Origin of the sequence: Pelomonas dachongensis (assembly GCF_043555865.1) — a bacterium.
Classification (GTDB): domain Bacteria; phylum Pseudomonadota; class Gammaproteobacteria; order Burkholderiales; family Burkholderiaceae_C; genus Pelomonas; species Pelomonas dachongensis.
Genome location: NZ_JBIGHY010000007.1, coordinates 183,636 through 210,569, shown reverse-complemented (window position 1 = coordinate 210,569; position 26,934 = coordinate 183,636). Strand labels below are relative to the sequence as shown.

Here is a 26,934-nt window from a genome sequence, read left to right as displayed (position 1 = left end):
CCTCGCGTTGCGGCGCAGCGCGCCCAGGTGCATTTCAGCCCCTCGTTCTTGCGCATCGTCGCGCCGGCCTCGGCAAGCGCCGGGCCGCGCCGGCAACATGGCGTCCATCAACACTTCGATCTCGATGGAGCCCGCCATGCACACCACTCGCCGCCTGTTCGCCCTCGGTCTCGTCAGCGCCGCCGTGCTGGGCGGTTCGGCCCAGGCCTGGAGCTGGAGCAACAAGGGCGAGCGCATCGTCGGCAATGGCGACGTGGCCACCGAGGCCCGCAGTACGGGCAGCTTCGACAGCGTGTCGCTGGCCGGCGGCTTCAACGTGCTGATCCGCCAGGGCACGGGCCACAAGGTCGAGGTCAAGGCTGACCGCAACGTGCTGCCCTACATCGAGGCCGAACTGGACGGCCGCACGCTGCGCATCCAGCCGAGGAAGGGCTTCCATCTGTCCACGAAGACGCTGCCCAGCCTCACCCTCGAGATGCCGTCGCTGCGCGCGCTGTCCGTGGCGGGGTCGGGCAACATCAAGGTCGAGGCGATGAAGACCGAGGGCGTCGAGGCCGCGATCGCCGGTTCGGGCGACATCCGCTTCGGCAACCTGGATGCCGAGCGCCTGGTCGTGAAGGTCAGCGGCAGCGGCGGGTTCACGGCGACCGGCCGGGCGCCGCAGGCGACGATCAGCATCGCCGGCAGCGGCGATGTGAAGGCCGCCGACTTCGCGGCCGAGGAGGTCAAGGTCAGCATTGCCGGCAGCGGCGACGCGCAGGTGCAGGCCACCAAGACGCTGAAGGTCTCCATCGCCGGCAGCGGCGACGTGAAGTACGTCGGCGCGCCGGAGATCAGCTCCTCCATCGCCGGCAGCGGCAAAGTCCGTCGGTTCGAGAGGTGAGCCGCTCCCGCCGACAATGGCGGGATGCAGTTTCCTGAACGACTGCGCGCGCTGACTGCGGACGACGACTTCCGCCAGGGCGTGCGTGACATGGCCTCCCCCTCGCTGGGGCTGGCCGCCTGGGGCCTGGTGACGGGCATCACGATGGTCAAGAGCGGCCTCAGCCTACCGCTGGCCATGGGCATGTCGCTGCTGGTGTTCGCGGGCAGCGCGCAGCTGACGGCGCTGCCGCTGATCGCGTCCGGCGCGCCGCTGTGGGTGCTGCTGGCGACGGCGTTCTGCGTGAACCTGCGCTTCGTCATCTTCAGCGCGCAGTGGCGCCACTATTTCGGGCACCTGCCGCGCGTGCGCCGGCTGATGACAACGTACTTCGCGGCCGACCTGAACTTCGTCTACTTCGTGAAGCGCTACCCCGACGCCCAGCCGGCCCCAGGCCAGCAGCGCTACTTCTGGGGCGGCGTGGCCGTGAACTGGCCGATGTGGCAGGTCGCCTCCTTCACCGGCATCCTGCTTGCTGACCGCATCCCGGCGCACTGGGGCATCGGCTTTGCCGGCGTGATGGCGCTGCTGGGGCTGTCGTACTCGCTGCTGGTTGAGAAGATGCTGTGGTGGGTGGCGATCACGGCGGGCGCCGTGTCCATCGCGACCTACTCGCTGCCGCTGAAGCTCAACATCCTGTGCGCCATCGTGGCAGCCGGTGCGGTGGGCTGGTGGCTGGATGCGCGAAAGGGCCGCCCGTGACGGAGTGGATGACCTGGATCGCACTGGTGGGTCTGGGCGCCATCACCGTGGTGACGCGCGGCTTCTTCATGATCGGCAGCAAGCCGCTGCCGACGCCGGACTGGCTGCGCGAGCTGCTGAAGATGGCGCCGCTGGCCGCGCTGGTGGCGGTCGTCGCGCCGGAGATCTTCATGACGCAGGGCCAGGTCATCACGACCTGGCAGGACCCGCGCTGGCCCGCCGCGCTGGCCGCGACGGCCTACTACTTCTGGCGCCGCGAGTTGCTCGGCACCATCCTCGTTGGCATGGCGGTCATGCTGCCGCTGAAGCTCGGTCTCGGCTGGTAACCGCTGCGGAACGCGCCAGGCGCGAGAATGCGGGCCGTTTCGGTTTTCAACTGCCTGCCCACCATGAACGTCATCCGCTTCTCCGACCTGATCGCCGCCGGCAAGGTGGCCGGCAAACGCGTCTTCATCCGCGCCGACCTCAACGTGCCGCAGGACGACGACGGCAAGATCACGGAGGACACCCGCATCCGCGCCTCTCTGCCCGCCATCCAGATGGCGCTGGACGCCGGCGCCGCCGTCATGGTCACGTCGCACCTGGGCCGTCCGACCGAGGGCGAGTTCAAGCCCGAGGACTCGCTGGCGCCCGTCGCCGAGCGCATGGCCGAGCTGCTGGGGCGCCCGGTGCCGCTGAAGTCCGACTGGGTGGACGCCGTCTCCGTCGCGCCGGGTGAACTGGTGCTGCTGGAGAACTGCCGCGTCAACAAGGGCGAGAAGAAGTGCAACGAGGAGCTGTCGAAGAAGCTCGCCGCGCTGTGCGACATCTTCGTCAACGACGCCTTCGGCACCGCTCACCGTGCGGAGGCGACGACCTATGGGATCGCCAAGTACGCCAAGATCGCCTGCGCCGGCCCGCTGCTGGCGGCCGAGATCGACGCCATCACCAAGGCGCTCGCCAATCCCCGCCGCCCGCTGGTGGCCATCGTGGCCGGCTCCAAGGTGTCGACCAAGCTGACCATCCTGCAGAGCCTGGCGGACAAGGTCGACGGCCTCATCGTCGGCGGCGGCATCGCCAATACCTTCATGCTCGCCGCGGGCCTGAACATCGGCAAGTCGCTGGCCGAGCCAGACCTGGTCGACCAGGCCAAGGCCGTCATCGAAGCCATGAAGGCGCGTGGCGCCGAGGTGCCCATCCCCGAGGACGTGGTCACCGCCAAGACGTTCGCTGCCGGCGCGACCGCGTCCGTGAAGGCCGCCACCGACGTGGCCGACGACGACCTGATCCTGGACATTGGCCCCAAGACCGCCGCCAAGCTGGCCGAGAAGCTGATGGCCGCCGGCACCATCGTCTGGAACGGCCCGGTGGGCGTGTTCGAGTTCCCGGCGTTTGCGCAGGGCACCGAGACCATCGCCCGCGCTGTCGCCGAGAGCCTGGCCTTCAGCATCGCCGGTGGTGGCGACACGCTGGCGGCCATCGCCAAGTACGGCATCGAGAAGGACGTGGGCTACATCTCCACCGGCGGCGGCGCCTTCCTGGAAGTGCTGGAAGGCAAGACGCTGCCGGCGTTTGAGATCCTCAGCAAGCGGGCGTCGACCGTCATCCTGTGAGGCGCAGGCGGACCTGGGCCGGGTGATACCGGCTTCGGCATGGATCGCCAAGAAACCTGCATCGGGCGGCGCTGAAACGCGGCGTAACCTCGCGGATTCCCTCCGCGAGACCCACCGCCATGGAAAAGAACAGCGCTCCCTACATCGACAAACTCGCGCCCGCCGAAGCCGCCCTGCGCGACGCGGCCCTCGACTACCACCGTGCGCCCACGCGCGGCAAGATCTCGGTCACTCCGACCAAGGCCCTGAGCAACCAGCGCGACCTGTCGCTGGCCTACTCGCCGGGCGTGGCCTATCCCTGCCTGGACATCGAGCGCGACCCGTCCCTGGCGGCCGAGTACACGTCGCGCGGCAACCTGGTCGGCGTCATCACCAACGGCACCGCCGTGCTGGGCCTGGGCGACATCGGGCCGCTCGCTGCCAAGCCGGTGATGGAAGGCAAGGGCTGCCTGTTCAAGAAGTTTGCCGGCATCGACGTGTTCGACATCGAACTGGCCGAGCGCGATCCGGACAAGCTCATCGACATCATCGCGGCGATGGAGCCCACGCTGGGCGGCATCAACCTCGAAGACATCAAGGCGCCCGAGTGCTTCTACATCGAGCGCGAGCTGTCCAGGCGCATGAACATCCCGGTGTTCCACGACGACCAGCACGGCACGGCCATCATCTCTTCGGCCGCCCTGCTGAACGGACTGGAGCTGGTGGGCAAGGACATCGGCGCGGTGAAGGTGGCGGTGTCGGGCGCCGGGGCGGCGGCCATCGCGTGTCTCGACGTGATGGTGGGCCTGGGCGTGAAGCGCGAGCACGTGTTCGTCTGCGATTCGCGCGGCGTCATCCAGAGCGAGCGAGAGGATGCCAAGGCCGGCAAGCTGGACGAATCCAAGCAGCGCTACTGCCAGGTCACCTCAAGCCGGACGCTGGCCGATGTGGTCAGCGGCGCGGACGTGTTCCTCGGCTGCTCGGCAGCGGGCGTGCTCACCGCCGAGATGGTCAAGACCATGGGCACGCAGCCCATCATCCTGGCGCTGGCCAACCCCGAGCCGGAGATCCGCCCCGAACTGGCCAAGGCCGTGCGGCCGGACTGCATCATCGCCACCGGCCGGTCGGACTACCCCAACCAGGTCAACAACGTCCTGTGCTTCCCCTACATCTTCCGCGGCGCGCTGGACTGCGGCGCCAGCAAGATCACCGAGGGCATGAAGCTGGCCTGCGTGCGCGAGATTGCGGCGTTGGCCAAGGCCGAGACCAGCGATGAAGTGGCAGCCGCCTATGCGGGCCAGGAGCTGGTCTTCGGCCCCGAGTACCTGATCCCCAAGCCCTTCGACGCGCGGCTCATCCTGCGCATCGCACCCGCCGTGGCCGCGGCTGCAGCGGCCGACGGCGTTGCGACCCGCCCCATCGCCGACCTCGGTGCCTATCGTCATTCGCTGGAGCGTTTCGTCTACCAGACCGGCATGTTCATGCGCCCGGTGTTTTCGGCCGCCAAGGCCGCGCCCGCCCGCGTCATCTACGCCGAGGGCGAGGACGAGCGCGTACTGCGCGCCGTGCAGGTGGCGCTGGACGAAGGCATCGCCAAGCCCACACTGATCGGCCGCCCGGCCGTGCTGCAAGCCCGCATCCAGCGCGCCGGCCTGCGCCTGAAGCTGGGCACCGACGTGGCCGTCATCGACCCCGAGGACGACCCGCGCTTCCGCCAGTACTGGGAGGCGTATCACCAGCGCATGAAGCGCAATGGCGTGACGCCGGAGATGGCCAAGTCCGCCGTGCGGCGCAGCAACACAGCGATCGGCGCGCTGGCCATCGAGCTGGGCGATGCCGACGCGATGATCTGCGGCCTGGTGGGCAAGTTTGACCGCCACCTGGAGCAGGTGCGCGACCTCGTCGGCCTGGCACCGGGCGCGCGCCAGTTCGCGGCGATGAATGCGCTGCTGCTGGACAAGATGACGCTGTTCATCGCCGACACCTTCGTCAACGACGACCCGACCGCCGAGGAGCTGGCCGACATCGCCGCGATGGCGTCGGAGGAGCTGCGCCGCTTCGGCCTGCCGCCCAAGCTGGCGTTTGTGAGCCACTCGATGTTCGGCTCCAGCGCGCGCCCGTCGGCCGTGAAGATGCGCCGCGCCTACCAGCTGTTCTCGACCGCGTATCCGGACGTCGAGTGCGACGGCGAGATGCACGGCGACGCGGCGCTGTCCGAGAGTGTGCGCCAGGCCTTCCTGCCAGACAGCAAGCTCACGGGTGCTGCCAACCTGCTGGTGCTGCCGACGCTGGACGCGGCCAACATCCTGTTCAACGTGCTGAAGATCAGCGCCAGCCAGGGCGTCACCATTGGCCCCATCCTGCTGGGCGCCGCCGCGCCGGTACACATCCTGACGCCGTCGGCGACGGTGCGTCGCATCGTCAACATGACGGCGCTGGCGGTGGCGGATGTGCTGGAGGCGAAGTCCGCGCGGGGCTGAATTGCGCCAACGCCACGCCGGCCAGGATGACGCCGGCGCCCAGCAGCTTCGGGAGCGTGAACTGCTCCCCGCCCAGCAGCCATGCCGCCAGGCCGGCCACCAGCGGCATCAGGTAGATCAGCGGCGCGGTGCGTGCCACGCCGCGGCGCTCGTTGGCCCAGCCCCAGGCCAGCCAGCCGATGAAGCCGCCGCCGGCGACCTGCCAGACCGTGCCCGTCCACACCCAGGCCGGCTGCGCAGCCCAGTCCAGCGCGGCGAGTTGCGGCGCGCACCACAGCAGCATGGGTAGCGTGCAGACCAGGCTGCCATAGCCCAGCACCGTCACCCCGCCGTGGTGCTGGATCAGCGGCTTGCTCGCCACCGTGTAGTAGCTGAACAGCGCCGCCGCAGCCAGCAGCGTCAGGTCGCCGAGCCCCGCCTGCCAGTCGGCGGCCAGCAGCTTGTCCGACGTGAACAGCAGCGCGCCCGTGGCGGCCGTCGCCACGCCGGCGATCTGCCCGCGCGACAGCCGCTCCACGCCGCTGAAGCGCAAGATCAGCAACGTGAACACCGGCCCGCAGGCCAGCAGCACGCTGGCGCTGAAGGCGGTGGAGCCCTGCATGCCGTAGGTCGACGCCAGCAGGTGCAGGCCCTGGCCCACCAGCGTCAGCCGCACCAGCGGCCCCACCTCGGCGCGGTCCAGCCGCGGCCAGCGCAGGCCGAAACGCCAGCACAGCAGCGCCACCGCACATAGGGGCATCAGCAAGTAGCGCACGCCGAGGAACCCGGCCGGCCCGATCTGGTTGAACAGCGCCTTGGACAGCGGGAAGTTCAGGCCCCATACCAGCACAACGGCCAGTGCGGCGGCCAGCGGAGCGGTGGTGCGGCGGTCATCCATGCGCTAGCATATTCTCATATGAGAGATGATTTCTCTGAATTGAGCGAAGACGGCCATTTCGAGCACCAGCTGGCCGAGCGCCTGGCCGCGCTGCGCCTGGCGGCGGGCTGGTCGCTGGACGAACTGGCCACGCGCAGCGGCGTCAGCCGGGCCACGCTCTCCCGGCTGGAGCGCGCCGAGACCAGCCCCACGGCGACGCTGCTGTCCCGCCTGGCGCGCGCGCATGGCCTGCCGCTGAGCCGCCTGCTGGCCGACGCCGAGGCACTGCCGGTGCGGCTGCTGCGCGCGGCGGACCAGCCGCGCTGGCACGACCAGCACAGCGGCTTCGAGCGGCTCATGCGCTGTCCGCCGCTGGCCGGCTTTGCCACCGAGGTCATCGAGGCGCGCCTTGCGCCTGGCGCCGAACTGGCCTACGACGAGCCCACCGTCGCGCGCCAGGAGCACCACCTGTGCTTGCTGGAAGGGCTGCTCCGGCTGACGCTCCAGGGCCAGGTCTTCGAGCTGGAAGCGGGCGACTCGATCAGCTTCCGCTGCGTGGGCCCCAGCGTCTTCGCCAATCCGGGGAAGGCTGCTGCGCGCTATCTGCTGGCGATGACCGTGCCCAGCCTGTAACCGGTATCTAACCACGATGAGTTCAGACCTGACCCCGCGCCTGGCGCCGCTCGACCCCGGACACCCTGCAGCGCAAGCGCTGATGGCCCGGTCTGAAGCGCTGATGAGCAGCCTCTACCCGAGCGAAAGCAATCACTTCGAACCGGCCGACGGCCTGCGCGCACCGCACGGCGCCTTCTGGGGGCTGTGGCTGGGCGAGACGCTGGCGGGTTGCGGTGGCGTCAAGCACCATGTGCCCGCGGGCGAGCCGGCGTACGGGGAGATCAAGCGCTTGTTCGTGCTCGACATCGCCCGCGGCCAGGGCGCGGCGAAGCGGCTGATGGCGGCGCTGGAAGCCGATCTGCTGCAGCGCGGCGTGCGTCTGGCACGGCTGGAGACGGGCATCCACCAGCCCGAGGCGCTGGGCCTTTACAAGCGACTCGGCTATGTCGAGCGCGGCCCTTTCGGCGGCTACGCGCTCGACCCGCTGAGTGTTTTCTTCGAGAAGGCGCTGTAGCCCCGGGTGCACCGAAACGCGGCGAAACTTCGGCGGCCATTGGCGGACCATAATTCCGCGCCCCCAGAAAGTTGAGACAAGCCATGACCCGCGCCACCAAGATCGTCGCCACCCTCGGCCCCGCCTCCAACACGCCGGAGGTGCTGGAAAAGATGATCCGCGCCGGCGTGGACGTCGTGCGCCTGAACTTCTCGCATGGCAAGGCGCAGGATCACATCGACCGCGCCACCATGGTCCGCGCCGCCGCCGAGAAGGTGGGCAAGTCGGTGGCGATCATGGCCGACCTGCAGGGCCCCAAGATCCGCGTCGGCAAGTTCGAGAACAACAAGATCGAGCTGGTGCCTGGCGCTAAGTTCATCCTCGACGCCGATCGCACCGAGCTCGGCAACCAGGACATCGCCAGCCTCGACTACAAGGAGCTGCCGCGCGACGTGAAGCCCGGCGACACGCTGCTGCTGAACGACGGCCTGCTGGTGCTGACCGTGGAACACGTGCGTGGCCAGCAGGTGCACACCATCGTCAAGCTGGGCGGTGAGCTGTCCAACAACAAGGGCATCAACAAGCAGGGCGGCGGCCTGACCGCCCCGGCGCTGACCGGCAAGGACATGGAGGACATCAAGACCGCGATGTCGTTCCAGTGCGAATACCTGGCCGTCAGCTTCCCGAAGAACGCCACGGACATGGAAATGGCGCGCCAGCTGGCCAACGTGGCCGGCGAGCCCTACCGCCACAAGCCCGCCATGATCGCCAAGATCGAGCGCTACGAGGCCATCCCGCACCTGGAAGCCATCCTGAAGGCGTCCGACGGCATCATGGTCGCGCGCGGTGACCTGGCCGTGGAGGTGGGCAACGCCGCCGTGCCGGCGCTGCAGAAGCGGATGATCAAGATGGCCCGCGAGCTGGACAAGGTGTCCATCACGGCCACGCAGATGATGGAGTCCATGATCGTCAACCCGGTGCCCACCCGCGCCGAGGTGTCCGACGTGGCAAACGCGGTGCTGGACGGTACCGACGCCGTCATGCTTTCCGCCGAGACGGCGGCTGGCCGCTTCCCCATCGAGACCGTCGAGCAGATGGCCGCCATCGCGTTGGAAGCCGAGCGCGCCGAGTTCGTCACGTTGGACACCGATTTCGCCGGCCGCCAGTTCGGCCGCATCGACCAGTCCATCGCCATGGGCGCGCTGTTCACGGCGCACCACCTCGGCTGCAAGGCCATCCTGGCGCTGACCGAGTCCGGCTCCACGGCGCTGTGGATGAGCCGCCACCGCATCAATGTGCCCATCTTCGGCCTGACCAGCCAGCCCGTCAGCATGCGCCGCATGGCGCTGTACCGCAACGTCACGCCGCTGCTGATGCCCGAGTTCAACGACCGCGACGCCGCCCTGGCCGCGGCCGAGAAGATCCTGGTGGACCGTGGCGTGCTGCGCCCTGGCGACACCTATGCCATCACTTGCGGTGAGCCGATGGGCTACCCGGGCGGCACCAACATGCTCAAAGTGTGCCGAGTGGGCTGACCCTGGCAGGCTGCGGCCTGCGCACGAGCGCGCTGAGCGCCTCGCGCACGGCCTGCAGGTAGGCCGGGAACTCCTGTACATCGCTGTGGCCCGCCCCTTCGACGCGCACATAGCGCGCCTGGGGCAGGCGGGCCTTCAGCGCCTCGCTGTGGGCAGCCGGGATCAGCGTGTCCTGGTCGCCGTGCAGCAGCAGGCTGGGGCCGTGGATGCGCGCGGCCAGCGCCTCGGTGTCCAGCGGGTAGCGCAGCAGCGCGGCCGGCACCCACGGGTAGTGCTGGGCGGCCAGCGCCCTCATGCTGCGGTAGGGCGAGATCAGCACGGTCAGGTCCGGCTGCAGCTCGGCCGCCAGGCCCGCGGCCAGGCCGCTGCCGAGTGAACGGCCGGCGATCACGCGCAGCTGGCCCGGTGCGTACAGCGGTTCGATCTGCTGCCAGGCGGCGCGGGCATCGGCGCGCAGCTCCGCCTCGCTGGCGATGCGTCCGCCGCTCTTGCCGAAGCCCCGGTAGTCCAACATGAATAAGTCGTAACCCGCCTGGCGGTAGAAGTCCGCATGGCTGAACCACGACTGCAGGTTGCCGGCATTGCCGTGCAGATAGAAGACGATGCCGCGCGGCGCTGGCAGTCGCAGGTGCAGCGCATGCAGCCGTGTGCCGTCGGGGCGGTCGATGACCACGTCTTGCACATCAGGGCCGAACTGAAAGACATGATCGGCCGGCAGCGGTTCCGGCTCAAACAGCAGGCGCTCCTGGCCCCACCAGAGGGCGAGCATCAGCGCGAGGTAGGCGGTGGCAGCAAGGCCCAATACGGTCAGCAGCATGCCTGGCATGGTCGCGTCCGTGCGAGCCGGGCGGCGTAGGACGACGCGCTGGGCGGGCGTCACTGTCAGCCCCGACGCGGCAGCTGGTGCGTACCTCCGATGGCCAGCGTGAAGAAGTCATTCACCGCCAGGCCCAGCGCAGCCCGCTGGCGCACCAGCTGCCGCGGCGGCTCGTCCAGCGCCTCGTCCGTCAGCGCGAAGGTGCCCCAGTGCACGCCCAGCGAGGCCCGGGCGCCCAGGTCCGCATGGATCTTCAGCGCCTCCTCGACGTTGACGTGTTGATCCGCCATGAACCAGCGCGGCTCGTAGGCGCCGATCGGAATCAGCGCGAGGTCGAAGCCGCCGTCGGTCTGACGTGCGGCGAAGCGGGCGCGGATGTCAGCGAAGTCGCGCGAGTAGGCGGTGTCGCCGGCAAAGAACAGCTGGCAGTCCGGCGCGAACACGGCGAAGCCGCCCCACAGTGTCTTCATGCGGTCGGTCAGCCCGCGCGCCGACCAGTGGCGGGCCGGCACCAGCGCGATGTCCACGTCTGCCAGCCGGATTTCCTGCCACCAGTCCAGCTCCACGATACGTGCGATGCCGCGCGCCTCGAACCAGGCCTTCAATCCCAGCGGCACGACGAACAGCGGCGAGCCGCCGGCCTGGCGGCTGAGCGCGCGGCAGGAGGGCAGGTCCAGGTGGTCGTAGTGGTTGTGCGATACCAGCACCGCGTCGATGCGCGGCAGTTCGTGCAGCGCGACGCCCGGCGGCTGCTCGCGCCTGGGGCCGACAAAGCTGAACGGCGAGGCGCGCTCCGAGAAGATCGGGTCGGTCAGCAGGTTGAGCCCGCCCAACTGGGCCACCACGGTGGCGTGGCCCACCCAGGTCACGGCGGGCTGCTGGGTCGGGCCCGTGTTGGCATGGATGAAGGCCAGGTCGGCGGCTTGTGTGGGGATCGGGGTTTGGGGTCGCGGCGGCAAACCCCTGCGCGACGCGTTCCAGCGCCAGCGCAGCACGTCGGCCAGCGACTTGGGTCGGAACTCGCCGGCACTGTTCTGGAAACCGCCATCGCGGTGGTGGCTGGGTCGGCTCAATGGACACCTTCAGTCGGGGGATGCCGGCGCATTTTCGTGCGCCGGTCACGCTTGGCCGATGACCCGACACGCGCAGGCCGTCGCGGCGGGCGGCATGATGCCGGCCTCATGACGAGAACGTGGTTGTTGCACCGGTGGGGACCGTGGTGCGGCGCGGTGGCGCTGCTGCTGCCGCTCGCCTGCATGGCGGCGCCGGCTGCGCCCGCGCTGGTGCTGCTCGTCGACACCAGCGCCCAGATGCCGCAGGCCCGCGTCGAGGATGACCGCGTCATCGAAGGCCTGCACCTGGACCTGGGCCGCGCGCTGGCGCGCCGGCTGGGCCGCGAGATCATCGCCAGGCCCGTGCCGCGCAAGCGGCTGGCCGAGGCGTTGCAGCGCGGCGAGGGCGACCTGTTGTGCGATTACCAGAGCGCCTGGGTGCCCGGCAGTTTTGCGTGGAGCCGGCCGTTCATCCCGGATCAGGCGCTGCTGGTCAGTGCCGCCACGGCGCCGGCCCCCGCCGGGCTCGGCGCGCTGGCCGGTCTGCCGGTGGGCACGGTGCGCGGTTACGTCTACCCGGAAATGTCGGAGGCGCTGCGGGAAGGGTTCCGGCGCGACGATGCGCCCGATGCCACCACCAACCTGCAGAAGCTGCAGCTTGGCCGCATCAGCCACGCGTTGACCGGCCGCCGTGCGCTTGAATACCAGCAGCGTATCGGCGCGCTGCGGCTGGCGCTGCATCCGCCGTTGGTGGTGTCGGAGGTGTTGGCGCAATGCGCGCTGTCGCCGACTGCGGCCATCGGCATCAACGCGCTGAACAGCGCCATCCAGGGCCTGGTGGCCGACGGCGAACTCAACCGGCTGCTGGCGCGCTACCGCTGACGTCGCCAGACAACTCGCGGTGAAGCCAGGCGCGGGCCAGCGCCCAGTCGCGCTTGACCGTCGTGCGGCTCAAGTTCAGCAGCTCGGCAATCTCGTCCAGCTCCAGGCCTCCGAAGAACTTCAGCTCGACGACCTTGGCGGCGCGCGCGTCATGCTGCTCGAACGCCAGCAGTGCCTCGTGCACGCGCAGCACGTCGGCGTCGATCCCGCCCACCACCTGCTGCGCCTCGGTCAGCGTCAGCGGCACCAGCAAGGCGTCGCGCTTGGCGGCCTGCTTGGCCAGCGCGTGATTGACCAGGATGCGCCGCATCATCAGCGCCGCCACGCCCAGGAAATGGCTGCGGCCCTGCCACTCGGTGCGCGTCTGCTCGGACAGCCGCAGCCAGGCCTCGTGCGTCAGCGCGGTGGCGCTCAGCGTGTGGCCCGCGTGCTCCTTGCGCATCTGCGCGCTGGCGTTGCGCTTGAGCTCGTCGTAAAGGCTGGCGAACAAGGCGTCGGCCGTGCCGGGAACGGGGTCAGGTTCGAGCATGGGCGGGTTTGTACCTGAGCCTTTTTGGCGCGCGGGCCTGCGTGAGTGGGGAGAGGCCTGCATGTCGCCAGGCCGCCACCAGGATTGCCCGCCATGCGAATGCTCACCACCACCTTGCTCGCCGCCGCCGTCGGCCTCAGCCTGCTGCCCACCGCCCGCGCGGCAGACCCGGCGCCCATCGAGATCGACGCCCAGTTCGACCCGGCTGCGGCCGCCGCGACGGCAGTGAAGGCGAGCGACCCGCAGGCGCTGAAAGGCCTCAAGCGAGCGGCCATCACGCAGTTCAACGTCGAGTTCGTCACCAGCGACAACGTCAGCAGCGAGACCTCGGGCTTCGCGATGGCCGGCCGCGCTAGCGTGACGGGCTACTACAAGCTCGTCGGCGTGGCCGAACCCGACTTTCAGGCGATTGCCGACCAGCTCTACGCCGGCTTCCAGCAGCAGCTGCAGGCTGCAGGGCTGGAGCTCGTGCCGGCGGCCGAGCTGGCTGGCTCGCCCACCTACAGGAAACTGCAGGCTGGCGGCACCGTGCTGCCGGAGCGCAGCAGCAACGGCGTCACGGTCGGCCCGCCAGGCATGGCCGTCTACGGCCTCAACCAGGCGCAGGCGGCGGATGGCAAGAAGGGCATGTTCGCTGCGCTGTCGGGACTCAGCGCCGGCATCAGCGCGGTCGGCGGCGCGATGGACAACATGACGCTGAGCAAGGAGCTGGGCGACGCCGCGCTGCTGGAGGTGTCGATGCGCGTGCACTTCGCCCAGCTCACTAACGAGGCCAAGGGCTTCTTCGGCCGGCTGGGCAGCACCGCCAAGGTCAGCGCCAAGCTGCACCCGATGGTGCCCAGGGCGGCGCTGACGGTGCAGTCGGGCGCCTATGTGTCGGTGCTGACGCTGCAGGGGCCGGCGCTGCTGGACCCGGCCGCGTTCGTCGAACTGCGCGAGGAGGCCGCCACCGCCGGTGACATCGCGGGCGCCGTGGCTGTGGGCCTGCTGCAGCTGGCCTCGGGCAGCAAGAACAGCCATTCGTCGACCAAGTACGAGGCCGTGGCCGACGCCACCCGCTACAGCGAGCGCGTGAGCACCGGCCTCAGCCAGGTCAACGCCCTGCTGATTGCCCGCATGGTGGCCGGCCGATGAGGGCCAATACTCCGCGCCCATGACCGACACGCAGAACCGCTGGGCGCGCCTGAAGGCCGTGTTCGACGCCGCCCTCGACGCCCCGCCCGGCGAGCGCGAGGTGCTGCTGGCCGCCGCCGGCCTGAGCGCCGACGATGCGGCCGAGCTGCGCAGCCTGCTGGCCCATCACGACGAGGCGACGGGCGAGCAGGGCTTCCTGGCACGGCCGGTGTCTCTCGCGCCGCCGGAACCGGCAGCGCCGGCAGCGCAAGTGGGCCAGCGCCTGGGTAACTGGACGCTCGTGCGGCCGCTGGGTGCGGGCGGCATGGGCGAGGTGTTCGAGGCTCGCCGTGCAGACGGCCAGTACCAGGGCCGCGCGGCCGTCAAGTTGCTCAAGCGCGGCATGGACAGCACCGCGGTGTTGGGACGCTTCGTGCTGGAGCGCCAGGCGCTGGCGCGACTCAACCACCCGGGCATTGCGCGGCTGCTGGATGCCGGTGCCAGCGCCGAGGGGCTGCCGTACTTCGTCATGGAGTATGTCGACGGCCGGCCTATCGACCAGGCCGCGCAAGACCTGGCCCTCGAACCCCGGCTGGAGTTGTTCCTGCAGCTGGCCGACGCCGTCGCCCACGCGCACCGCAACCTGCTGGTGCATCGCGACCTGAAGCCTGGCAACGTGCTGGTGGACGGCAGCGGTCAGGTCAAGCTGCTCGATTTCGGCATCGCCAAGGCGCTGGACCCGCTGGAAGGTATGGAGGGCCTGGAGGGCGATACCACGCTGGGCGGCCAGCGCCCCTACACGCCTCACCACGCCAGCCCCGAGCAGGTGCGGGGCGAGCCCGTCAGCACCGCGACCGACATCTACAGCCTCGGCGTGCTGCTGTACCAGATGCTCACCGGCACCCGCCCCACCGGCCGGCGCGCCAGCACCGTGGCCGAAGCCGCGCGCAGCGTGCTGGAGGACGCGCCCACGCGGCCCAGCCGCCTGTCGCCCTCCGAAGCCGTGGACCCGCAGTGGCTGCGCCACCGCAAGCGCCTGGAAGGCGATCTCGACAACATCCTGCTGAAGGCGCTGGAGAAGCAGCCCGCGCTGCGGTATGCGAGCGTGGATGCGCTGCGCGCCGACGTGCAAGCGCACCTCAGCGGCCACCCCGTCAGCGCGCGGGCGGCCAGTGTCGGCTACGTGACGGCCAAGTGGCTGGGGCGCCACCGCGCGGCGGCGGCAGCCGCGACGCTCGGCGGCATGGGCCTCGTGACCGGCCTTGTTGCCACATGGCTGAATGGCCGCGTCGCACTGGCGCTCGGCGTGGGCGGCATGGCCGCCGGCCTGCTGCTGGCGCTGGTGCAGGCGCGCCGCGCGCAGCTCGCGCGTGACGAAGTCGCCCGCGCACGCGACGCCGCCACGCGCCATCTCACTGAACTGCGCCGTCTGGCCCACAGCATGGTGTTCGAGGTCAACGATGCGCTGGAACGCGGCCTCATCGAGGGCCGGCGCCAGCTGGTGCACACGGCTGAGCTGTCGCTGGAGCGGCAGGCCGCCTTCGGCCCAATGGACGACGCCGAGCGCATCTCGCTGGGCTGGGCGCTGGCACGCCTGGCGCGGCTGGAGGGCCATGAGAACACCAACAACGTCGGCAACCCGCGCGGCGCGTTGGCCCACTACGACCGCGCGCTGCAGGTGCTGGAGCCACTTGCGCCGCGCCAGCAGCAGTCGGCCGACTGGCATGCCGCGATGGCGGCCGCGCTGGAAGGCCGCTACGCGCTGATGCGCCAGCTCCGCCAGGCCGACGCCGCCTTTGCCGCGCTGCAACGCGCTGTGGGCCACGCCTCACGCGCGGCCCGGCTGCAACCCGAAGCGTTGGCGCCGCGCCGCCACGAGTGCCTGTTGCGCACGCTTCTGGCCGACCAGGCCTACCCCATCGTCCGCACGCATGGCCTGTGCCGGCTGGCGCAGGCGCGCGAGCTGGCTGAAGAGGCGCTGGCCTGTGGCCGCGCGCTGGCCGCCTGGGCACCGAACGAGCCGGCGGCGCTGCGCAGCCTCGGGTTCACGTTGCGCATGGCGTCCGGCATCGAGGCCGTCCACGGCCGGCTGGATGAGGCGTTAGCACTCGACGCCGAGGCGCTGGCCGCGCTGGAGTGCGGCATCGCACTTCCGGGCGGCGAGAGCCTGCGCGTCAGCGACTTCGCCCAGGCCCGCATCCGCAGCGCCATGACGCTGCGCGCGGCGGGCCGCTACGACGAGGCCCACGCCGCGCTGGAGCCGGCACTGGCCCAGGCCGAGGGCGACATGCTCGGCAATGGCGGCGACGAACACCGCCAGCGGCAGTTCGTCGCCGTCATCCAGACGCTGCTGGACCTGTGCATTCACCGGGGCGACTGGGCCGGCGGCGCGGCGTTGTACCAGCGCGCCCAGCGCCGGCTGCCGCCGCTGACGGCCGCGCAGCTCGCCGACCCGCTGAGCCGCTGGGCCTGGCAGCATGGCTGGATGGACAGCCTGCAGGCGCTGTGCCTGGCGCGCGCCGGCGCGCTGGACGATGCTGACGCGCTGACGCAGCGATTGCGCGGCTGGATGGCGCAGGGCGTGCTGCGCCTGCGCAGCGACCCCAACCCGCTGGATGCCGAGTTGGAGGCCAACATCCACATCGCCTGCGCGCAAGTGGCCGCCGCGAGCAGCGACTGGCATGCCGCAACCGCGGCGGCCGAGGTGGTTCAGGAGCGCTTGCTGGCCATGCGCGCGTTGCGCGACCCCGCCGACGCCATCGAGCGCGTGCGCCAGACGCAACTGCTGGAGCGGCTGGCGCGGTCTCTCCAGCGCGCCGACTCTGCCTGCCTCAGCGAAGTTCCAGCGTCACCACCGACTTCGCCGGCAGCGCCACCGTCAATGTCGAGCCCGTCCAGCGCGCTCCGCTGAACTCACGCGGCGCTACCGTGGCGGGCGCGTCGAAGCTGTTGTGGCTGTCCATCGCCGGGGCCGTGATGACCTGGCCGCGCACCGCACCCGGCTTCACACCCTGCACGGCCAGCGTGAGCCGGCGCGGCTGGTTGGCATCGACGTTGGCGAGCGACACATGCACGCGGCCGGCCGCATCGACGCTGGCCGTGCCGCTGAGGCCCGGCACTTCTATGTCGCCGAAGCGGTAGGGCGCGGCGTACAGCTTCAGCGGCAGGCGGCGCGCGCCCTGGTGCACCTGGTAGAGGTCGAACACGTGATAGGTCGGCGTGACCAGCATGCGCGGGCCGTCCGTCAGGATCATGGCCTGCAGCACGTTCACCATCTGCGCGATGTTGGCCATGCGCACGCGCTCGGCGTGGTCGTGGAAGATGTTCAGCGTCACCGCCGCCACGAGCGCGTCGCGCAGCGTGTTCTGCTGCCACAGGCCGCCGGGGCCGTCGGGCTCTTTGTCGTACCAGGTGCCCCATTCATCGACGACGAGCGCGACCTCTTTCTTCGGGTCGTAGGTGTCCATGATGGCGCTGTGCTTGGTGACGAGTTCGTCCATCATCAGTGCGCGCTTCATCGTCGAGATCCACGCCGCCTCGCCGAAGCCGCGCGCGGGGTGCACGCCGCCCCAGCGGTTGCTGGGCAGCGTGTAGAAGTGCAGCGACAGGCCGTCCATCAGCGGCTTGGTCGGCGCGTAGAGGATGGGCGACGTGGCGTTGGGGCGGAAGCGAGTGGCCAACTTCATCACCGTGTCGGTCCACGCGTAGTCGTCGGTGTCCGGGCCAGTCGCGATCTTCAGCGCCTTGGGGCCGGAGTAGGTCTTCAGATAGCCCTGGAACTGCCGGTAGCGGTTGGCGTACTCCTCGGGATACATATGCCCGCCGCAGCCCCAGCTCTCGTTGCCGACGCCCACATAGGGCAGCGCCCACGGCTCGGTGCGGCCGTTGCGCGCACGCTCGGCGCCTTGCGCGGTGTTGGCCGGCGCGGTCATGTACTGCATCCAGGCCTGGCCTTCCTCGACGCTGCCCGAGCCCATGTTGACGCCCACGTAGGGCGCCGCGCCGATCTGCTCGACGAAGTCCATGAACTCGTGCGTGCCGAAGGTGTTGGGCTCGATGGCGTTGCTCCAACTCGAATTGATGCTGGGCTGGCGCTGCGGGCCGACGCCGTGGCGCCAGTGGTAGTCGTCGGCGAAGCAGCCACCGGGCCAGCGCACGACCGGCACCTTGATCTTGCGCAGCGCCGCGACTACGTCGTTGCGGATGCCGCGCGTGTTAGGAATGGGCGAGTCGGCGCCGACCCAGATGCCTTCGTAGACGCCGCGCCCGAGGTGCTCGACGAACTGGCCGTAGACCTCTTTGCGGATGACGGCGCCGGGCGTGGTCGCGTCGAGCTTGCCAGTGTCGGCCTGGGCGAATGTGGCGGCCAGCGCCAGCGTCGTGATGAACAGCGTCTTCATTGGGCGAAGTAGGTTCGCAGGCGCTGGGCTTCGTCCGGCGAGATGGCGATGACCGCACCATGCTTGGCGCCGACGAAATTGGTCGCCTTCATCGGCGAACCGGCTTCGTTGAAACGGCCGAGGTTTTTGAAGTTGACGAAGTCCGTCGTCTCCGAGAAACCCATGTTGTTGCGCGGCTTGGCCTTGAACACGTCGTACATCAGCACCCAGGTGTCGGTGCCGTGGCGGCGCCACAGGTTGGGCGCCTCGGTGCCGACGGTCTCGGGGTCGATCTTCTGCGGGTTGAAGACGTAGCCGCCGTTGATGCGGTCCGACACCGCCTGGCGCAGATGGCCCGGCTGGTCGTGCGCGACGTAGAACATGTGGAAGCGGTCGCCGATCTTCGTGATGTCGCCGTCGATGGCGTTCTTGCCCGCGATGGGGTAGGTAAACAGGCGCTCGGGCGGCGTCAGCAGCGTCGTGAAGTCGGCGTCGGCATAGGCGTAGACGAGGTGATCCTGACCCTTCTTCACGCGGGTCGTGTAATAGACCATCGGGCGCTGGGCCCGCTCGTCCCAGATCGTCTCGGGGGCCCACACCACGCCGAGGTCACCGCCCTGCGGGAACAGCCGCGCCACCGGCACGCGGCTGTGCGTCCAGTGGATCAGGTCGTTGGACTTCATGAAGATGAGGTTGCGGTTGTTGCCCCAGCCGTAGGTGTCGCCGGGCCGCTCCCATTCGGTCTCGCGCAGGCCGGCGGGCTTGGCGAAAATATGAAGGTCCGTCATCGCCAGGTAGAAGGCGCCATCGGGGCCGCGCATCAGGTGCGGGTCGCGTACGCCCTTCTGCTCGGCCAGCACGCGGCCCAGGAAGATGGGCTGGCCGCCGTTCACATCGGTGAAGGTGTAGCCGTCGGGCGAGGTGGCGAAGTAGATGTCGTGCGTCTCGTCCTTGAAGTAGACGAGCAGATAGGCCGTCAGGTCCTCATCGGCCGGGCGCGTGGCGGGCTGGGCGGGCAGCTTGTCGACGATGCGCAGCAGCTTGTCCGGGTTGGCGACTTCGAGCGGCGGGACTTGCGCCTGAACGCAGACGGCGAACGCCAACAGGCACAGGGCCGCGAGGGATTTCAGGAGGGGCTGCATGGCGTGCGATGTCTCTTCTCGGGTCTTTGACCACCGGCAGGGGCCAGGTGGGTGCGCGGCGCGCAGCCTATTCCCCAATCGCACGCGCAGGGATCACTCTTTCATCTTTGGCGATACCGGTTTGGAGATCGCTCCTTCGAGCCTGTTCGGCCGATCAACGGAGGCGGCATGCATTCGCTCAAAGGTTGAGCGGCTCGCTCTCCAGCACAGGGAGAGGAGCCGCTCTGGGTTGGCGAGAAGGCGCCGCGTCAGCCTTCAGCGATCCGCTTGGCCAGATGCGCCAGTGCTTCCTCGACCTGATCCACCAGCACCAGGCACAGGTCGCCCGGCTGCAGGCGCGCGAGCGCCCGGTCTATGGCCGTGAACTCGCCGACGATCTCCTCGATGTGCGTCGTGCGCTTGGCGCCTTCCAGGCCCGCGCGCAAGAGGGCCACGACCTCGCCGGCCTGGCGGCCGCGCTGGCAGGCGTCCTCGTACAGGATGACCTCGTCGAAGGCGGCGCCGAGGATCTCGGTCTGCACGCGGATGTCCTCGTCGCGCCGGTCGCCCGCGCCGCTGATGACCACGCTGCGAGTCTTGGCCGGCATCGCCGCCACGGCGCCTACCAGCGCCTTCATCGCATCGCCGTTGTGGCCGTAGTCGGCGATGACCGTCGCGCCGCGGTAGTCCATCACGTTGAAGCGGCCCGGCGCGTTGTCGGCGTCGTTGGCGAAGCTGCCCACGCCGCGGCGGATGGTGTCCCAGTCCAGCCCCACGCCCCAGGCAGCGGCTACGGCGGCCATCGCGTTCTCGACCTGGAAGCCGATGACGCCGTTGCGCGTCAGCGGGATGTCGCGCAGCGGGATGCTCTCGCGCCACACGCCCTGCGCGGCGACGAGCTGGTCGCCGTCCACATAGACGCAGCGCTTGCCCTGCGCGCGGTGCGTCGCCATCACCGGGTGGTGGCGGTCGGCGGCGAAGTAGATGACCTGGCCGGGACAGATGGCCGACATGCCGGCCGTCAGCGGGTCCACCGCGTTCAGCACCGCGAAGCCGTTGGGCGCCACGTTCTGCACGATGACGCGCTTGACCAGCACCAGGTCTTCCGCGGTGTGCAGGAAGTTCATGCCGAGGTGGTCGCCCTCACCGACGTTGGTGACCACGGCCACCTGGCAGCGGTCGAAGCCCAGGCCCTCGCGCAGGATGCCGCCGCGAGCGGTTTCCAGCACGGCGGCTTCCACGTCCGGGTGCATCAGCACGTTACGCGCGCTCTTGGGGCCGGAGCAGTCGCCGCTGTCGATCTGGCGGCCGTCCACGTAAACGCCGTCAGTGTTCGTCATGCCGACCTTCAGACCGCAGCTGGCGAACATGTGGGCGATGAGGCGCGTGACGGTCGTCTTGCCGTTGGTGCCCGTGACCGCCACCACCGGGATGCGGCCGTCCTCGGCCTTGTTGCCACTGCCGAACAGGTGGCCGACGATGCCTTCGCCGACATTGCGGCCCTTGCCGAAGCTCGGCGACAGATGCATGCGCAGGCCCGGCGCGGCGTTGACCTCGACGATGCCGCCGTTGATCTCCTCCAGCGGGCGCTGCACGTTCTCCGCCACGATGTCCACGCCACAGACATGCAGGCCCACGACCTGCGCCGCGGCGATGGCACGTGCAGCCACCTCGGGATGGACGTCGTCCGTCACATCGGTGGCGGTGCCGCCGGTGGATAGGTTGGCGTTGTTGCGCAGAATAACGCGCTGGCCCTTCTCGGGCACGGACTCCGGCGTCAGGCCTTGCTGCGTGAGGCGGGCGACGGCGATGTCGTCGAAGCGGATCTTGGTCAGCGAGGTGGCATGGCCGTCACCGCGGCGTGGATCGGCATTGACTTTATCGACCAACTGCTTGACGGTCAGCTGGCCGTCGCCGATGACGTGCGGCGGATCGCGGCGCGCGGCGGCGATCAGCTTGTCGCCGATGACCAGCAGCCGGTAGTCGCCGCCCGGCAGGAACTTCTCCACCATGACCTGGCCGATCTCGTCGGCGGCCTTGTAGGCGATGTCGAAATGCTCGCGCGTGACCACGTTGACCGTGACGCCCTTGCCCTGGTTGCCGTCCTGCGGCTTCACGACGACCGGCAGGCCGATCTCGAGCGCGACGGCCCAGCCGTCGTCCGGTGACTCGACCGGGCGGCCGATGGGCACTGGCACGCCGGCCGACTGCAGCAGGCGCTTGCACAGGTCCTTGTCCTGCGCGATGGATTCGGAGACGGCGCTGGTCGCGTCCACCTCGGCGGCCCAGATGCGGCGCTGCTTGGCGCCCCAGCCGAACTGCACCAGGCTGCCCTGCGTGAGGCGCCGGTAGGGGATGCCGCGCGCCATGGCCGCGTTGACGATGGAGCCGGTCGAGGGGCCGAGGCGGATGTCCTCGTCAAGCTCGCGCAGTTGGGCCAGCACGGCTTCGGCATCGAACTCGCCGCCGTCCTTCGCGGCCTGGATCAGCTGCACCGCATGCTGGAAGGCGAGGCGACCGACGTCCTCCTCGCTGTACTCGATGACGATCTGGTAGGTGCCTGCCTCGGGTGTCACGTGCGTCTGGCTGAACGTGACCGGGCAGCCGGCCTGGGCTTGCAGCGCCAGCGTGGCCTGCTCCAGCACCTGGGCCAGCGACGCATCGGCACGCAGCGCGCCGATGGTGGGGAAGCGCTGGCGCAGGCGCGGCTCGAAGCCGGGCAGGCGCTCCAGCGAGCGCTCTGAGTCGCTGCAGTGCACGACGGCCTCAATGGCCGTGTGGCGGCTCCACATGTTCGGGCCGCGCAGCGCGCGGGTGCGGGAAACGTCCATGTTCTTGGTCTTGGTTTAGGCGAGGTGGAGTTCGGGGACGAAGGTGTCCAGGCCGGCGGCGATCAGCTCAGGCGAGATGCCCAGCGCCCAGGCCGTGGCGACAGCGGCAAGCAGCGTGGCGGCGTCGGTCTTGTCGGTGCCGAAGCGGCCCAGCAGGGCATCGATGTTGGCGCCTGGTGTCTCGGCGGGGCCTTGCGCCAGCACGGCGGCGCCGCCGCGCAGGAACACGGCGCGGCCGCCGCGGTCGCGGTGGTGCTGCAGGGCGTCTAGATTGCCGTTCTCGGCGTAGAAGACGACCTCGCCGTCGCTCAGCTCGGCCATGTCGACCAGGCGTGCATGGGCCGCGTTCAGCACGCTGGCGCCATCGCGGAGCACCACGTCGATCTGCGTTCGCAGCACCTTGTAGAGCTGGTCGGTGTCCTGCACGTCGTAGTCGGCCAGCGCGGCGATGCCGTCCAGGTCGGTCACGACGCCGACCTGGCAGCGGTCATAGGCCAGGCCGTCGCGCAGGATGGAGGCAGGGTCGTTCTCGATGACGGCGGCGTTGACGACGCGGTTCATCAGCAGGCGGTGCGCGGCGTCCCAGCGGGCGCTGTCGCGCTGCTCGACACGGCGCGTGCCCAGGAACAGGCCGTCACGGCAGGCCAGCCCCACGTGGCGGCCATTCAGGTGCAGCAGCCAGGCAACCAGCCGCGCGATCTGGCGCCCGCCCTGCGAGCCGGCGATGCCGACGATGGGGATGCGACCGGTCTCGTCCTCGGCGAACAGGTGGTCGATGATGGCCTGACCCACCGGCTGCGGGGCGCCGCCGGCCGGCTTCAGGTGCATCAGCAGGCCGGGGCCGGCGTTGACCTCGACGATGGCGCCGCCGGTCTCGCTCAGCGGCTTGCCGATGTCCTCGGTGACCAGGTCCACGCCGGCAATGTCAAGCCCGACGGTGCGCGCGGCCAGTGACACGGCATGCGCCACCTCGGGGTGCACCTCGGCCGTGCAGTCGATGGCGACGTTGCCGTTGCGCTGGATCAGCACGCTCTTGCCCGCGGGCGGCACGCTCTCAGGCGCGAAGCCCTGGCGCTGCAGGTCCAGCAGCACGACCGGGTCCTCGCCCAACGTGATGCGGTTCAGCGGGAAGTCCTCGGTCAGGCCGCGGCGCGGGTCCGTATTGATCTGGCTGTCGATCAGCTCGATGACGGTCTGCTTGCCGTCGCCATGCACCCAGGCGGCCTCGCCGCGCGCTGCGGCGACGACCTGGCCGCCGACGACCAGCACGCGGTGCTCGTTGCCGCGGATGTAGCTCTCCACCAGCACGGACGACCCTTCGGCATCGGCCAGCAGATAAGCTGCCTCGCAGTCGGCCTCTGTCTGGATGTCCAGCGTGACGCCGCGGCCGTGGTTGCCGTCGCTGGGCTTGATGACGACGGGCAGACCGACGTCCTGCGCGGCGCGCCAGGCCTCGGCGGCGCTCTTGACCTCCTCGCCGGCCGGCACGGGCACGCCCACCGCCTTCAACAGCGTCTTTGTCAGATCCTTGTCGCCAGCGATGCCCTCGGCGATGGCGCTGGTCATGTCGGTCTCGGCCGTCCAGATGCGGCGCTGGCGCTGGCCGTGGCCCAACTGCACCAGGTTGCCGTCATTCAGGCGGATGTGCGGGATGCGTCGGTCGGTAGCGGCGGCCACGATGGCGGCGGTGGACGGCCCCAGGTAGCAGTCGTCCAGCTTGTCGCGCACCCGGGCGACGGCGGCGGGCACGTCGAACGGCTCGTCGTTGATGGTCGCCATGATCAGCGCGTGGCCCTCGGCCAGCGCCGCACGGGCGACCTGCTCGTCACGCGCCCGGAACACCATGCGGTAGACGCCGCGCTGCGACGTGGAGCGGGTCTGGCCGAAGCCGGTGGGCATGCCGGCCAGGTTCAGAAGCTCGATGACGATGTGCTCCAGCACATGCCCCATCCAGGTGCCGTCACGCAGCCGCTCGATGAAGCCGCCGCGCTCGCCGACGCCGCAGTGGTGCTCGATCAGCGCGGGCAGCGCGGTCGTCAGGCGGTCATTGAATCCGGGCAGCAGGTGGGAGGGGAAATCTTCCAGCTCACCCAGGTCCAGCCAAACTTCCAGCACCGGCCGGTAGGTCCACATGTTGGGCCCGCGCAGGTAGTTGATGCGCAGCAGGCGGATGTCGTTCTTCTTGCTCATGGAATGCGTGATTGGCGCTGGGGAAGCGCGGGACATTGTGCGCTCAGTCATAGCGGAGAATGGACCGACAGCCTGTCGACTCAACAACAAAATGCAAGACCCTTCTCCCGACGTCGCGTCCCACCCGCAGACTGCGACCTTGCATGGCCGCTTGCAGGCAGGCGAGAACGTCGTGGCGCCACTGGAGGTTGACCTGGACGGGCAGGGCCGCTTCGCCCGCGGCCTCATCGCGTTGACGAATTCACGACTGCTGGCTTTCGATCCGGGCAGCGGCGCCTGGACGGAGTACCCGCTGGCGCTGGGGCAGAGCCTGCGCCTCAGCGACCACGGCGGCCTGGCATTCATGGAGCTGTTCGACGCGCAGCGCCGGCTGGCCCGCTGGCGTTTCACGCTGGCTTGCAACCCGGCGGCGGTGCGCTTCGTGGAGGCGTTCGAGCGCGAGGTGCAGCGCCTTACCGGCCAGGTGGCGCGCGACGAGGACGAGGAGGGCGAAGACTCCGGCTTCGACTTCGGCGATGCGAGCGCACCGCCCAGCACCTGGGTGCTGCTGCGGCTTTGGCGCTTCGCCCGGCCCTATCAGGGCCAGCTGCTGCTCGGCTTCGCGCTGATGCTGGGCGCCACCGGCGCCACGCTGGTGGCGCCCTACCTGACCATGCCGCTGATGGACCGGGTGCTGATCCCGTTCCAGAACGGCCAGGCCATCGACACCGGGCTGGTCATGCTGCTGCTCAGCGGCCTGTTCGGCGCGGCGTTGGTGTCGTGGGTGCTGGGGTGGGCCAAGACGTATTTGTTGGCCTTGGTGTCAGAACGTATCGCCGCCGACTTGCGCACGGCGACCTTCGAGCACCTGCTGGGGCTGTCGCTGGAGTACTTCGGCAACAAGCGCACCGGCGACCTGATGGCGCGCATCGGCTCGGAGACCGACCGCATCAGCGTGTTCCTGAGCCTGCACGCGCTGGACTTCATCACCGACGTGCTGATGCTGGGCATGACGTCCATCATTCTGTTCAGCATCCATCCCGGCCTGGCGCTGGCCACGCTGGTGCCGCTGCCCTTCATCGCGTGGCTGATCCACCTTGTCCGCGACCGGCTGCGCACCGGCTTCGAGAAGATCGACCGCGTGTGGGGCGAGGTCACCAACATCCTGGCCGACACCATCCCGGGCATCCGCGTCGTCAAGGCCTTCGCGCAGGAGGCGCGTGAGGCGCGGCGCTTTAAGGAGGCCAACGCCAACAACCTGCACGTCAACGACCGGCTCAACAAGACCTGGAGTCTGTTCACGCCCACCGTCGCGCTGCTGACCGAGATGGGCTTGCTGGTGGTGTGGGGCATCGGCATCTGGCTGATCGCGCACCAGAGCATCACGGTGGGCGTGCTGACCGCCTTCCTGGCCTACATCGGGCGCTTCTACGCGCGGCTGGATTCGATGAGCCGCATCGTCTCCGTGACGCAGAAGGCTGCGGCCGGCGCCAAGCGGATCTTCGACATCCTGGATCACGTCTCCAACGTGCCCGACCCGGTCAACCCGCAGCCGTTCGAGAATGTGACGGGCGCCATCTCCATGCAGGGCGTCAACTTCCGCTATGGCTCGCGCTCGGTCATCCGCAGCCTGAACCTGGACATCCGCCCAGGCGAGATGGTCGGCCTGGTGGGCCACAGCGGTTCGGGCAAGAGCACGCTGGTGAACCTGATCTGCCGCTTCTACGACGTGACCGAAGGCGCCATCAAGGTCGACGGCGTGGACCTGCGCCGCATCAAGGTGAGCGACTACCGCCGCCACATCGGCCTGGTGCTGCAGGAGCCCTTCCTGTTCTTCGGCACCATCGCCGAGAACATCGCCTACGGCAAGCCGGATGCAACGCGCGACGAGATCGTCGCCGCCGCGCGCGCCGCCCATGCGCACGAGTTCATCCTGCGCCTGCCGCACGGCTACGACAGCCTCGTCGGCGAGCGCGGCCAGGGCCTGTCGGGCGGCGAGCGCCAGCGAATCTCCATCGCGCGTGCGCTGCTGATCGACCCGGCCATCCTGATCCTCGACGAGGCTACCAGCGCGGTGGACACCGAGACCGAGAAGGAAATCCAGCGCGCGCTGGACAACCTCGTGAAGGGCCGCACGACCATCGCCATCGCCCACCGGCTGTCCACGCTGCGCAAGGCCGACAGGCTGGTGGTGATGGACCGCGGCGAGATCGTCGAGCTGGGCCCGCACGACGAGCTGATCGCCCAGCAGGGCCACTACTGGCGACTGTGGGAGGCGCAGGCCCGCCGCGTCGATTCGGAGGACGCCGATGACGACGGCGGCCTGCTGGTCGTGGCGCCCAACCCCAATGCCCACACGGTGAACGCATGAGCGATCTACCCTTTCGCGACCTGCAGTTGGACGCCCACGGCAAGCTGCAGCTGACTGACCTGAACGGCACGGTGCACGCCGGCGTGACGCCCGTGCGCGCCCATCCCATCTCCGCGCCCGACGAGGGCCTCAGCCTGGTCGGCAGCCACGGCCATGAGCTGGCCTGGGTGGAGCGGCTGTCGACGCTGCCGGACGGCCCGCGTCAGCTGCTGGAGGCCGAACTGGCGGCGCGCGAGTTCCACCCGACGCTGCTGCAGCTGATCGCGGTCAACACCTTCGGAACGCCCAGCACCTGGCGCATCCAGACCGACCGCGGCGAGGTGGACTTCGTGCTGAAAAGCGAGGAAGACATCCGCCGGCTCGAAGAAGGCCGGCTGCTGATCACGTCCACGCACGGCGTGCAGCTGAACGTGCCGGACCGCTGGGCGCTGGACAAGGCTTCCAAGAAGCTGCTGGAACGCTTCCTCTGAAAACGAAAAAGGCCGCACTGAGGCGG

Annotated in this window: 21 protein-coding genes; 13 read left to right on the top strand and 8 right to left on the bottom strand. The window is 69.6% G+C overall.

Annotated elements, in window-relative coordinates:
- Nucleotides 1–136 precede the first annotated feature (136 nt).
- The 5 genes from ACG02S_RS19195 to ACG02S_RS19175 all read left to right on the top strand — a co-directional run bounded on the left by ACG02S_RS19195 (nucleotide 137) and on the right by ACG02S_RS19175 (nucleotide 5,675).
- A complete protein-coding gene (locus ACG02S_RS19195; RefSeq protein ID WP_394472095.1) occupies nucleotides 137–883 on the top strand; it encodes a head GIN domain-containing protein in 747 nt (248 codons plus the stop codon).
- 24 nt (nucleotides 884–907) lie between these two features.
- On the top strand, nucleotides 908–1,624 hold the full coding sequence (locus tag ACG02S_RS19190; RefSeq protein WP_394472094.1) for an AzlC family ABC transporter permease: 717 nt from the start codon (nucleotides 908–910) through the stop codon (nucleotides 1,622–1,624).
- A gap of 8 nt (nucleotides 1,625–1,632) precedes the next feature.
- On the top strand, nucleotides 1,633–1,950 hold the full coding sequence (locus tag ACG02S_RS19185; protein WP_394472214.1) for an AzlD domain-containing protein: 318 nt from the start codon (nucleotides 1,633–1,635) through the stop codon (nucleotides 1,948–1,950).
- Nucleotides 1,951–2,013: 63 nt separating this feature from the next.
- Nucleotides 2,014–3,216 carry a phosphoglycerate kinase gene (locus tag ACG02S_RS19180; protein ID WP_394472093.1) on the top strand — a complete coding sequence of 401 codons (1,203 nt, stop codon included), beginning with the start codon at nucleotides 2,014–2,016 and terminating at the stop codon, nucleotides 3,214–3,216.
- 119 nt (nucleotides 3,217–3,335) lie between these two features.
- Nucleotides 3,336–5,675 (top strand): NADP-dependent malic enzyme, encoded by a 2,340-nt coding sequence (locus ACG02S_RS19175; RefSeq protein ID WP_394472092.1) that lies wholly within the window; start codon nucleotides 3,336–3,338, stop codon nucleotides 5,673–5,675.
- On the opposite strand, the gene ACG02S_RS19170 is transcribed toward ACG02S_RS19175, so the two are convergent.
- Nucleotides 5,617–6,552 carry a DMT family transporter gene (locus ACG02S_RS19170; protein WP_394472091.1) on the bottom strand — a complete coding sequence of 312 codons (936 nt, stop codon included), beginning with the start codon at nucleotides 6,550–6,552 and terminating at the stop codon, nucleotides 5,617–5,619. The two genes, ACG02S_RS19175 and ACG02S_RS19170, sit on opposite strands and share 59 nt — an antisense overlap.
- An 18-nt stretch (nucleotides 6,553–6,570) precedes the next feature.
- On the opposite strand from ACG02S_RS19170, the gene ACG02S_RS19165 reads away from it, so the two are divergent.
- From ACG02S_RS19165 to pyk, 3 genes are all read left to right on the top strand, one after another.
- Nucleotides 6,571–7,164 (top strand): helix-turn-helix domain-containing protein, encoded by a 594-nt coding sequence (locus tag ACG02S_RS19165; RefSeq protein ID WP_394472090.1) that lies wholly within the window; start codon nucleotides 6,571–6,573, stop codon nucleotides 7,162–7,164.
- A 16-nt stretch (nucleotides 7,165–7,180) separates the two neighbouring features.
- Complete coding sequence (locus ACG02S_RS19160) at nucleotides 7,181–7,660, top strand: GNAT family N-acetyltransferase (protein ID WP_394472089.1); 480 nt, start codon at nucleotides 7,181–7,183, stop codon at nucleotides 7,658–7,660.
- A gap of 83 nt (nucleotides 7,661–7,743) precedes the next feature.
- Nucleotides 7,744–9,174 (top strand): pyruvate kinase, encoded by a 1,431-nt coding sequence (pyk, locus tag ACG02S_RS19155; protein WP_394472088.1) that lies wholly within the window; start codon nucleotides 7,744–7,746, stop codon nucleotides 9,172–9,174.
- Here pyk and ACG02S_RS19150 read toward each other — a convergent pair.
- Both ACG02S_RS19150 and ACG02S_RS19145 read right to left on the bottom strand, forming a co-directional pair.
- Nucleotides 9,152–10,000, bottom strand: coding sequence for an alpha/beta hydrolase (locus tag ACG02S_RS19150; protein WP_394472087.1), 849 nt, complete (start codon nucleotides 9,998–10,000; stop codon nucleotides 9,152–9,154). The genes pyk and ACG02S_RS19150 overlap by 23 nt on opposite strands.
- A 56-nt stretch (nucleotides 10,001–10,056) precedes the next feature.
- On the bottom strand, nucleotides 10,057–11,064 hold the full coding sequence (locus ACG02S_RS19145; protein WP_394472086.1) for an MBL fold metallo-hydrolase: 1,008 nt from the start codon (nucleotides 11,062–11,064) through the stop codon (nucleotides 10,057–10,059).
- A 108-nt stretch (nucleotides 11,065–11,172) separates the two neighbouring features.
- On the opposite strand from ACG02S_RS19145, the gene ACG02S_RS19140 reads away from it, so the two are divergent.
- Nucleotides 11,173–11,925, top strand: a complete 753-nt coding sequence (locus ACG02S_RS19140) for a substrate-binding periplasmic protein (RefSeq protein ID WP_394472085.1) — start codon at nucleotides 11,173–11,175, stop codon at nucleotides 11,923–11,925.
- Here ACG02S_RS19140 and ACG02S_RS19135 read toward each other — a convergent pair.
- Entirely contained in the window at nucleotides 11,897–12,454 is a 558-nt protein-coding gene (locus ACG02S_RS19135) for an ECF-type sigma factor (protein ID WP_394472084.1), read from the bottom strand. The two genes, ACG02S_RS19140 and ACG02S_RS19135, sit on opposite strands and share 29 nt — an antisense overlap.
- A 93-nt stretch (nucleotides 12,455–12,547) precedes the next feature.
- On the opposite strand from ACG02S_RS19135, the gene ACG02S_RS19130 reads away from it, so the two are divergent.
- Nucleotides 12,548–13,588 carry a hypothetical protein gene (locus ACG02S_RS19130; protein ID WP_394472083.1) on the top strand — a complete coding sequence of 347 codons (1,041 nt, stop codon included), beginning with the start codon at nucleotides 12,548–12,550 and terminating at the stop codon, nucleotides 13,586–13,588.
- 19 nt (nucleotides 13,589–13,607) lie between these two features.
- Nucleotides 13,608–16,478, top strand: coding sequence for a protein kinase domain-containing protein (locus tag ACG02S_RS19125; protein ID WP_394472082.1), 2,871 nt, complete (start codon nucleotides 13,608–13,610; stop codon nucleotides 16,476–16,478).
- On the opposite strand, the gene ACG02S_RS19120 is transcribed toward ACG02S_RS19125, so the two are convergent.
- The 4 genes from ACG02S_RS19120 to ACG02S_RS19105 form a co-directional block, all read right to left on the bottom strand.
- A complete protein-coding gene (locus ACG02S_RS19120) occupies nucleotides 16,399–17,967 on the bottom strand; it encodes an alpha-N-arabinofuranosidase (protein ID WP_394472081.1) in 1,569 nt (522 codons plus the stop codon). The genes ACG02S_RS19125 and ACG02S_RS19120 overlap by 80 nt on opposite strands.
- Nucleotides 17,964–19,088 carry a glycoside hydrolase family 43 protein gene (locus ACG02S_RS19115; protein WP_394472080.1) on the bottom strand — a complete coding sequence of 375 codons (1,125 nt, stop codon included), beginning with the start codon at nucleotides 19,086–19,088 and terminating at the stop codon, nucleotides 17,964–17,966. Before ACG02S_RS19115 ends, ACG02S_RS19120 begins: the two co-directional genes overlap by 4 nt.
- A 248-nt stretch (nucleotides 19,089–19,336) precedes the next feature.
- Nucleotides 19,337–21,898 carry a cyanophycin synthetase gene (gene cphA, locus ACG02S_RS19110; RefSeq protein WP_394472079.1) on the bottom strand — a complete coding sequence of 854 codons (2,562 nt, stop codon included), beginning with the start codon at nucleotides 21,896–21,898 and terminating at the stop codon, nucleotides 19,337–19,339.
- Between the two features lie 15 nt (nucleotides 21,899–21,913).
- Nucleotides 21,914–24,088 (bottom strand): cyanophycin synthetase, encoded by a 2,175-nt coding sequence (locus tag ACG02S_RS19105; RefSeq protein WP_394472078.1) that lies wholly within the window; start codon nucleotides 24,086–24,088, stop codon nucleotides 21,914–21,916.
- 91 nt (nucleotides 24,089–24,179) lie between these two features.
- Here ACG02S_RS19105 and ACG02S_RS19100 point away from each other — a divergent pair, with 91 nt between their 5' ends.
- Nucleotides 24,180–26,438 (top strand): cyanophycin metabolism-associated ABC transporter, encoded by a 2,259-nt coding sequence (locus ACG02S_RS19100; protein ID WP_394472077.1) that lies wholly within the window; start codon nucleotides 24,180–24,182, stop codon nucleotides 26,436–26,438.
- Nucleotides 26,435–26,908: a cyanophycin metabolism-associated DUF1854 family protein gene (locus ACG02S_RS19095; RefSeq protein WP_394472076.1), complete on the top strand. Its 474-nt coding sequence runs from the start codon at nucleotides 26,435–26,437 to the stop codon at nucleotides 26,906–26,908. The genes ACG02S_RS19100 and ACG02S_RS19095 overlap by 4 nt, the downstream gene beginning before the upstream one ends.
- Nucleotides 26,909–26,934: the final 26 nt, after the last annotated feature.

Coding starts and splice junctions, on each gene's coding strand:
- ACG02S_RS19195 (WP_394472095.1), top strand. CDS start 137: ATGCACACCACTCGCCGCCTGTTCGCCCTCGGTCTCGTCAGCGCCGCC.
- ACG02S_RS19190 (WP_394472094.1), top strand. CDS start 908: ATGCAGTTTCCTGAACGACTGCGCGCGCTGACTGCGGACGACGACTTC.
- ACG02S_RS19185 (WP_394472214.1), top strand. CDS start 1,633: ATGACCTGGATCGCACTGGTGGGTCTGGGCGCCATCACCGTGGTGACG.
- ACG02S_RS19180 (WP_394472093.1), top strand. CDS start 2,014: ATGAACGTCATCCGCTTCTCCGACCTGATCGCCGCCGGCAAGGTGGCC.
- ACG02S_RS19175 (WP_394472092.1), top strand. CDS start 3,336: ATGGAAAAGAACAGCGCTCCCTACATCGACAAACTCGCGCCCGCCGAA.
- ACG02S_RS19170 (WP_394472091.1), bottom strand. CDS start 6,552: ATGGATGACCGCCGCACCACCGCTCCGCTGGCCGCCGCACTGGCCGTT.
- ACG02S_RS19165 (WP_394472090.1), top strand. CDS start 6,571: ATGAGAGATGATTTCTCTGAATTGAGCGAAGACGGCCATTTCGAGCAC.
- ACG02S_RS19160 (WP_394472089.1), top strand. CDS start 7,181: ATGAGTTCAGACCTGACCCCGCGCCTGGCGCCGCTCGACCCCGGACAC.
- pyk (WP_394472088.1), top strand. CDS start 7,744: ATGACCCGCGCCACCAAGATCGTCGCCACCCTCGGCCCCGCCTCCAAC.
- ACG02S_RS19150 (WP_394472087.1), bottom strand. CDS start 10,000: ATGCCAGGCATGCTGCTGACCGTATTGGGCCTTGCTGCCACCGCCTAC.
- ACG02S_RS19140 (WP_394472085.1), top strand. CDS start 11,173: ATGACGAGAACGTGGTTGTTGCACCGGTGGGGACCGTGGTGCGGCGCG.
- ACG02S_RS19135 (WP_394472084.1), bottom strand. CDS start 12,454: ATGCTCGAACCTGACCCCGTTCCCGGCACGGCCGACGCCTTGTTCGCC.
- ACG02S_RS19130 (WP_394472083.1), top strand. CDS start 12,548: ATGCGAATGCTCACCACCACCTTGCTCGCCGCCGCCGTCGGCCTCAGC.
- ACG02S_RS19125 (WP_394472082.1), top strand. CDS start 13,608: ATGACCGACACGCAGAACCGCTGGGCGCGCCTGAAGGCCGTGTTCGAC.
- ACG02S_RS19120 (WP_394472081.1), bottom strand. CDS start 17,967: ATGAAGACGCTGTTCATCACGACGCTGGCGCTGGCCGCCACATTCGCC.
- ACG02S_RS19115 (WP_394472080.1), bottom strand. CDS start 19,088: ATGCAGCCCCTCCTGAAATCCCTCGCGGCCCTGTGCCTGTTGGCGTTC.
- cphA (WP_394472079.1), bottom strand. CDS start 21,898: ATGGACGTTTCCCGCACCCGCGCGCTGCGCGGCCCGAACATGTGGAGC.
- ACG02S_RS19105 (WP_394472078.1), bottom strand. CDS start 24,088: ATGAGCAAGAAGAACGACATCCGCCTGCTGCGCATCAACTACCTGCGC.
- ACG02S_RS19100 (WP_394472077.1), top strand. CDS start 24,180: ATGCAAGACCCTTCTCCCGACGTCGCGTCCCACCCGCAGACTGCGACC.
- ACG02S_RS19095 (WP_394472076.1), top strand. CDS start 26,435: ATGAGCGATCTACCCTTTCGCGACCTGCAGTTGGACGCCCACGGCAAG.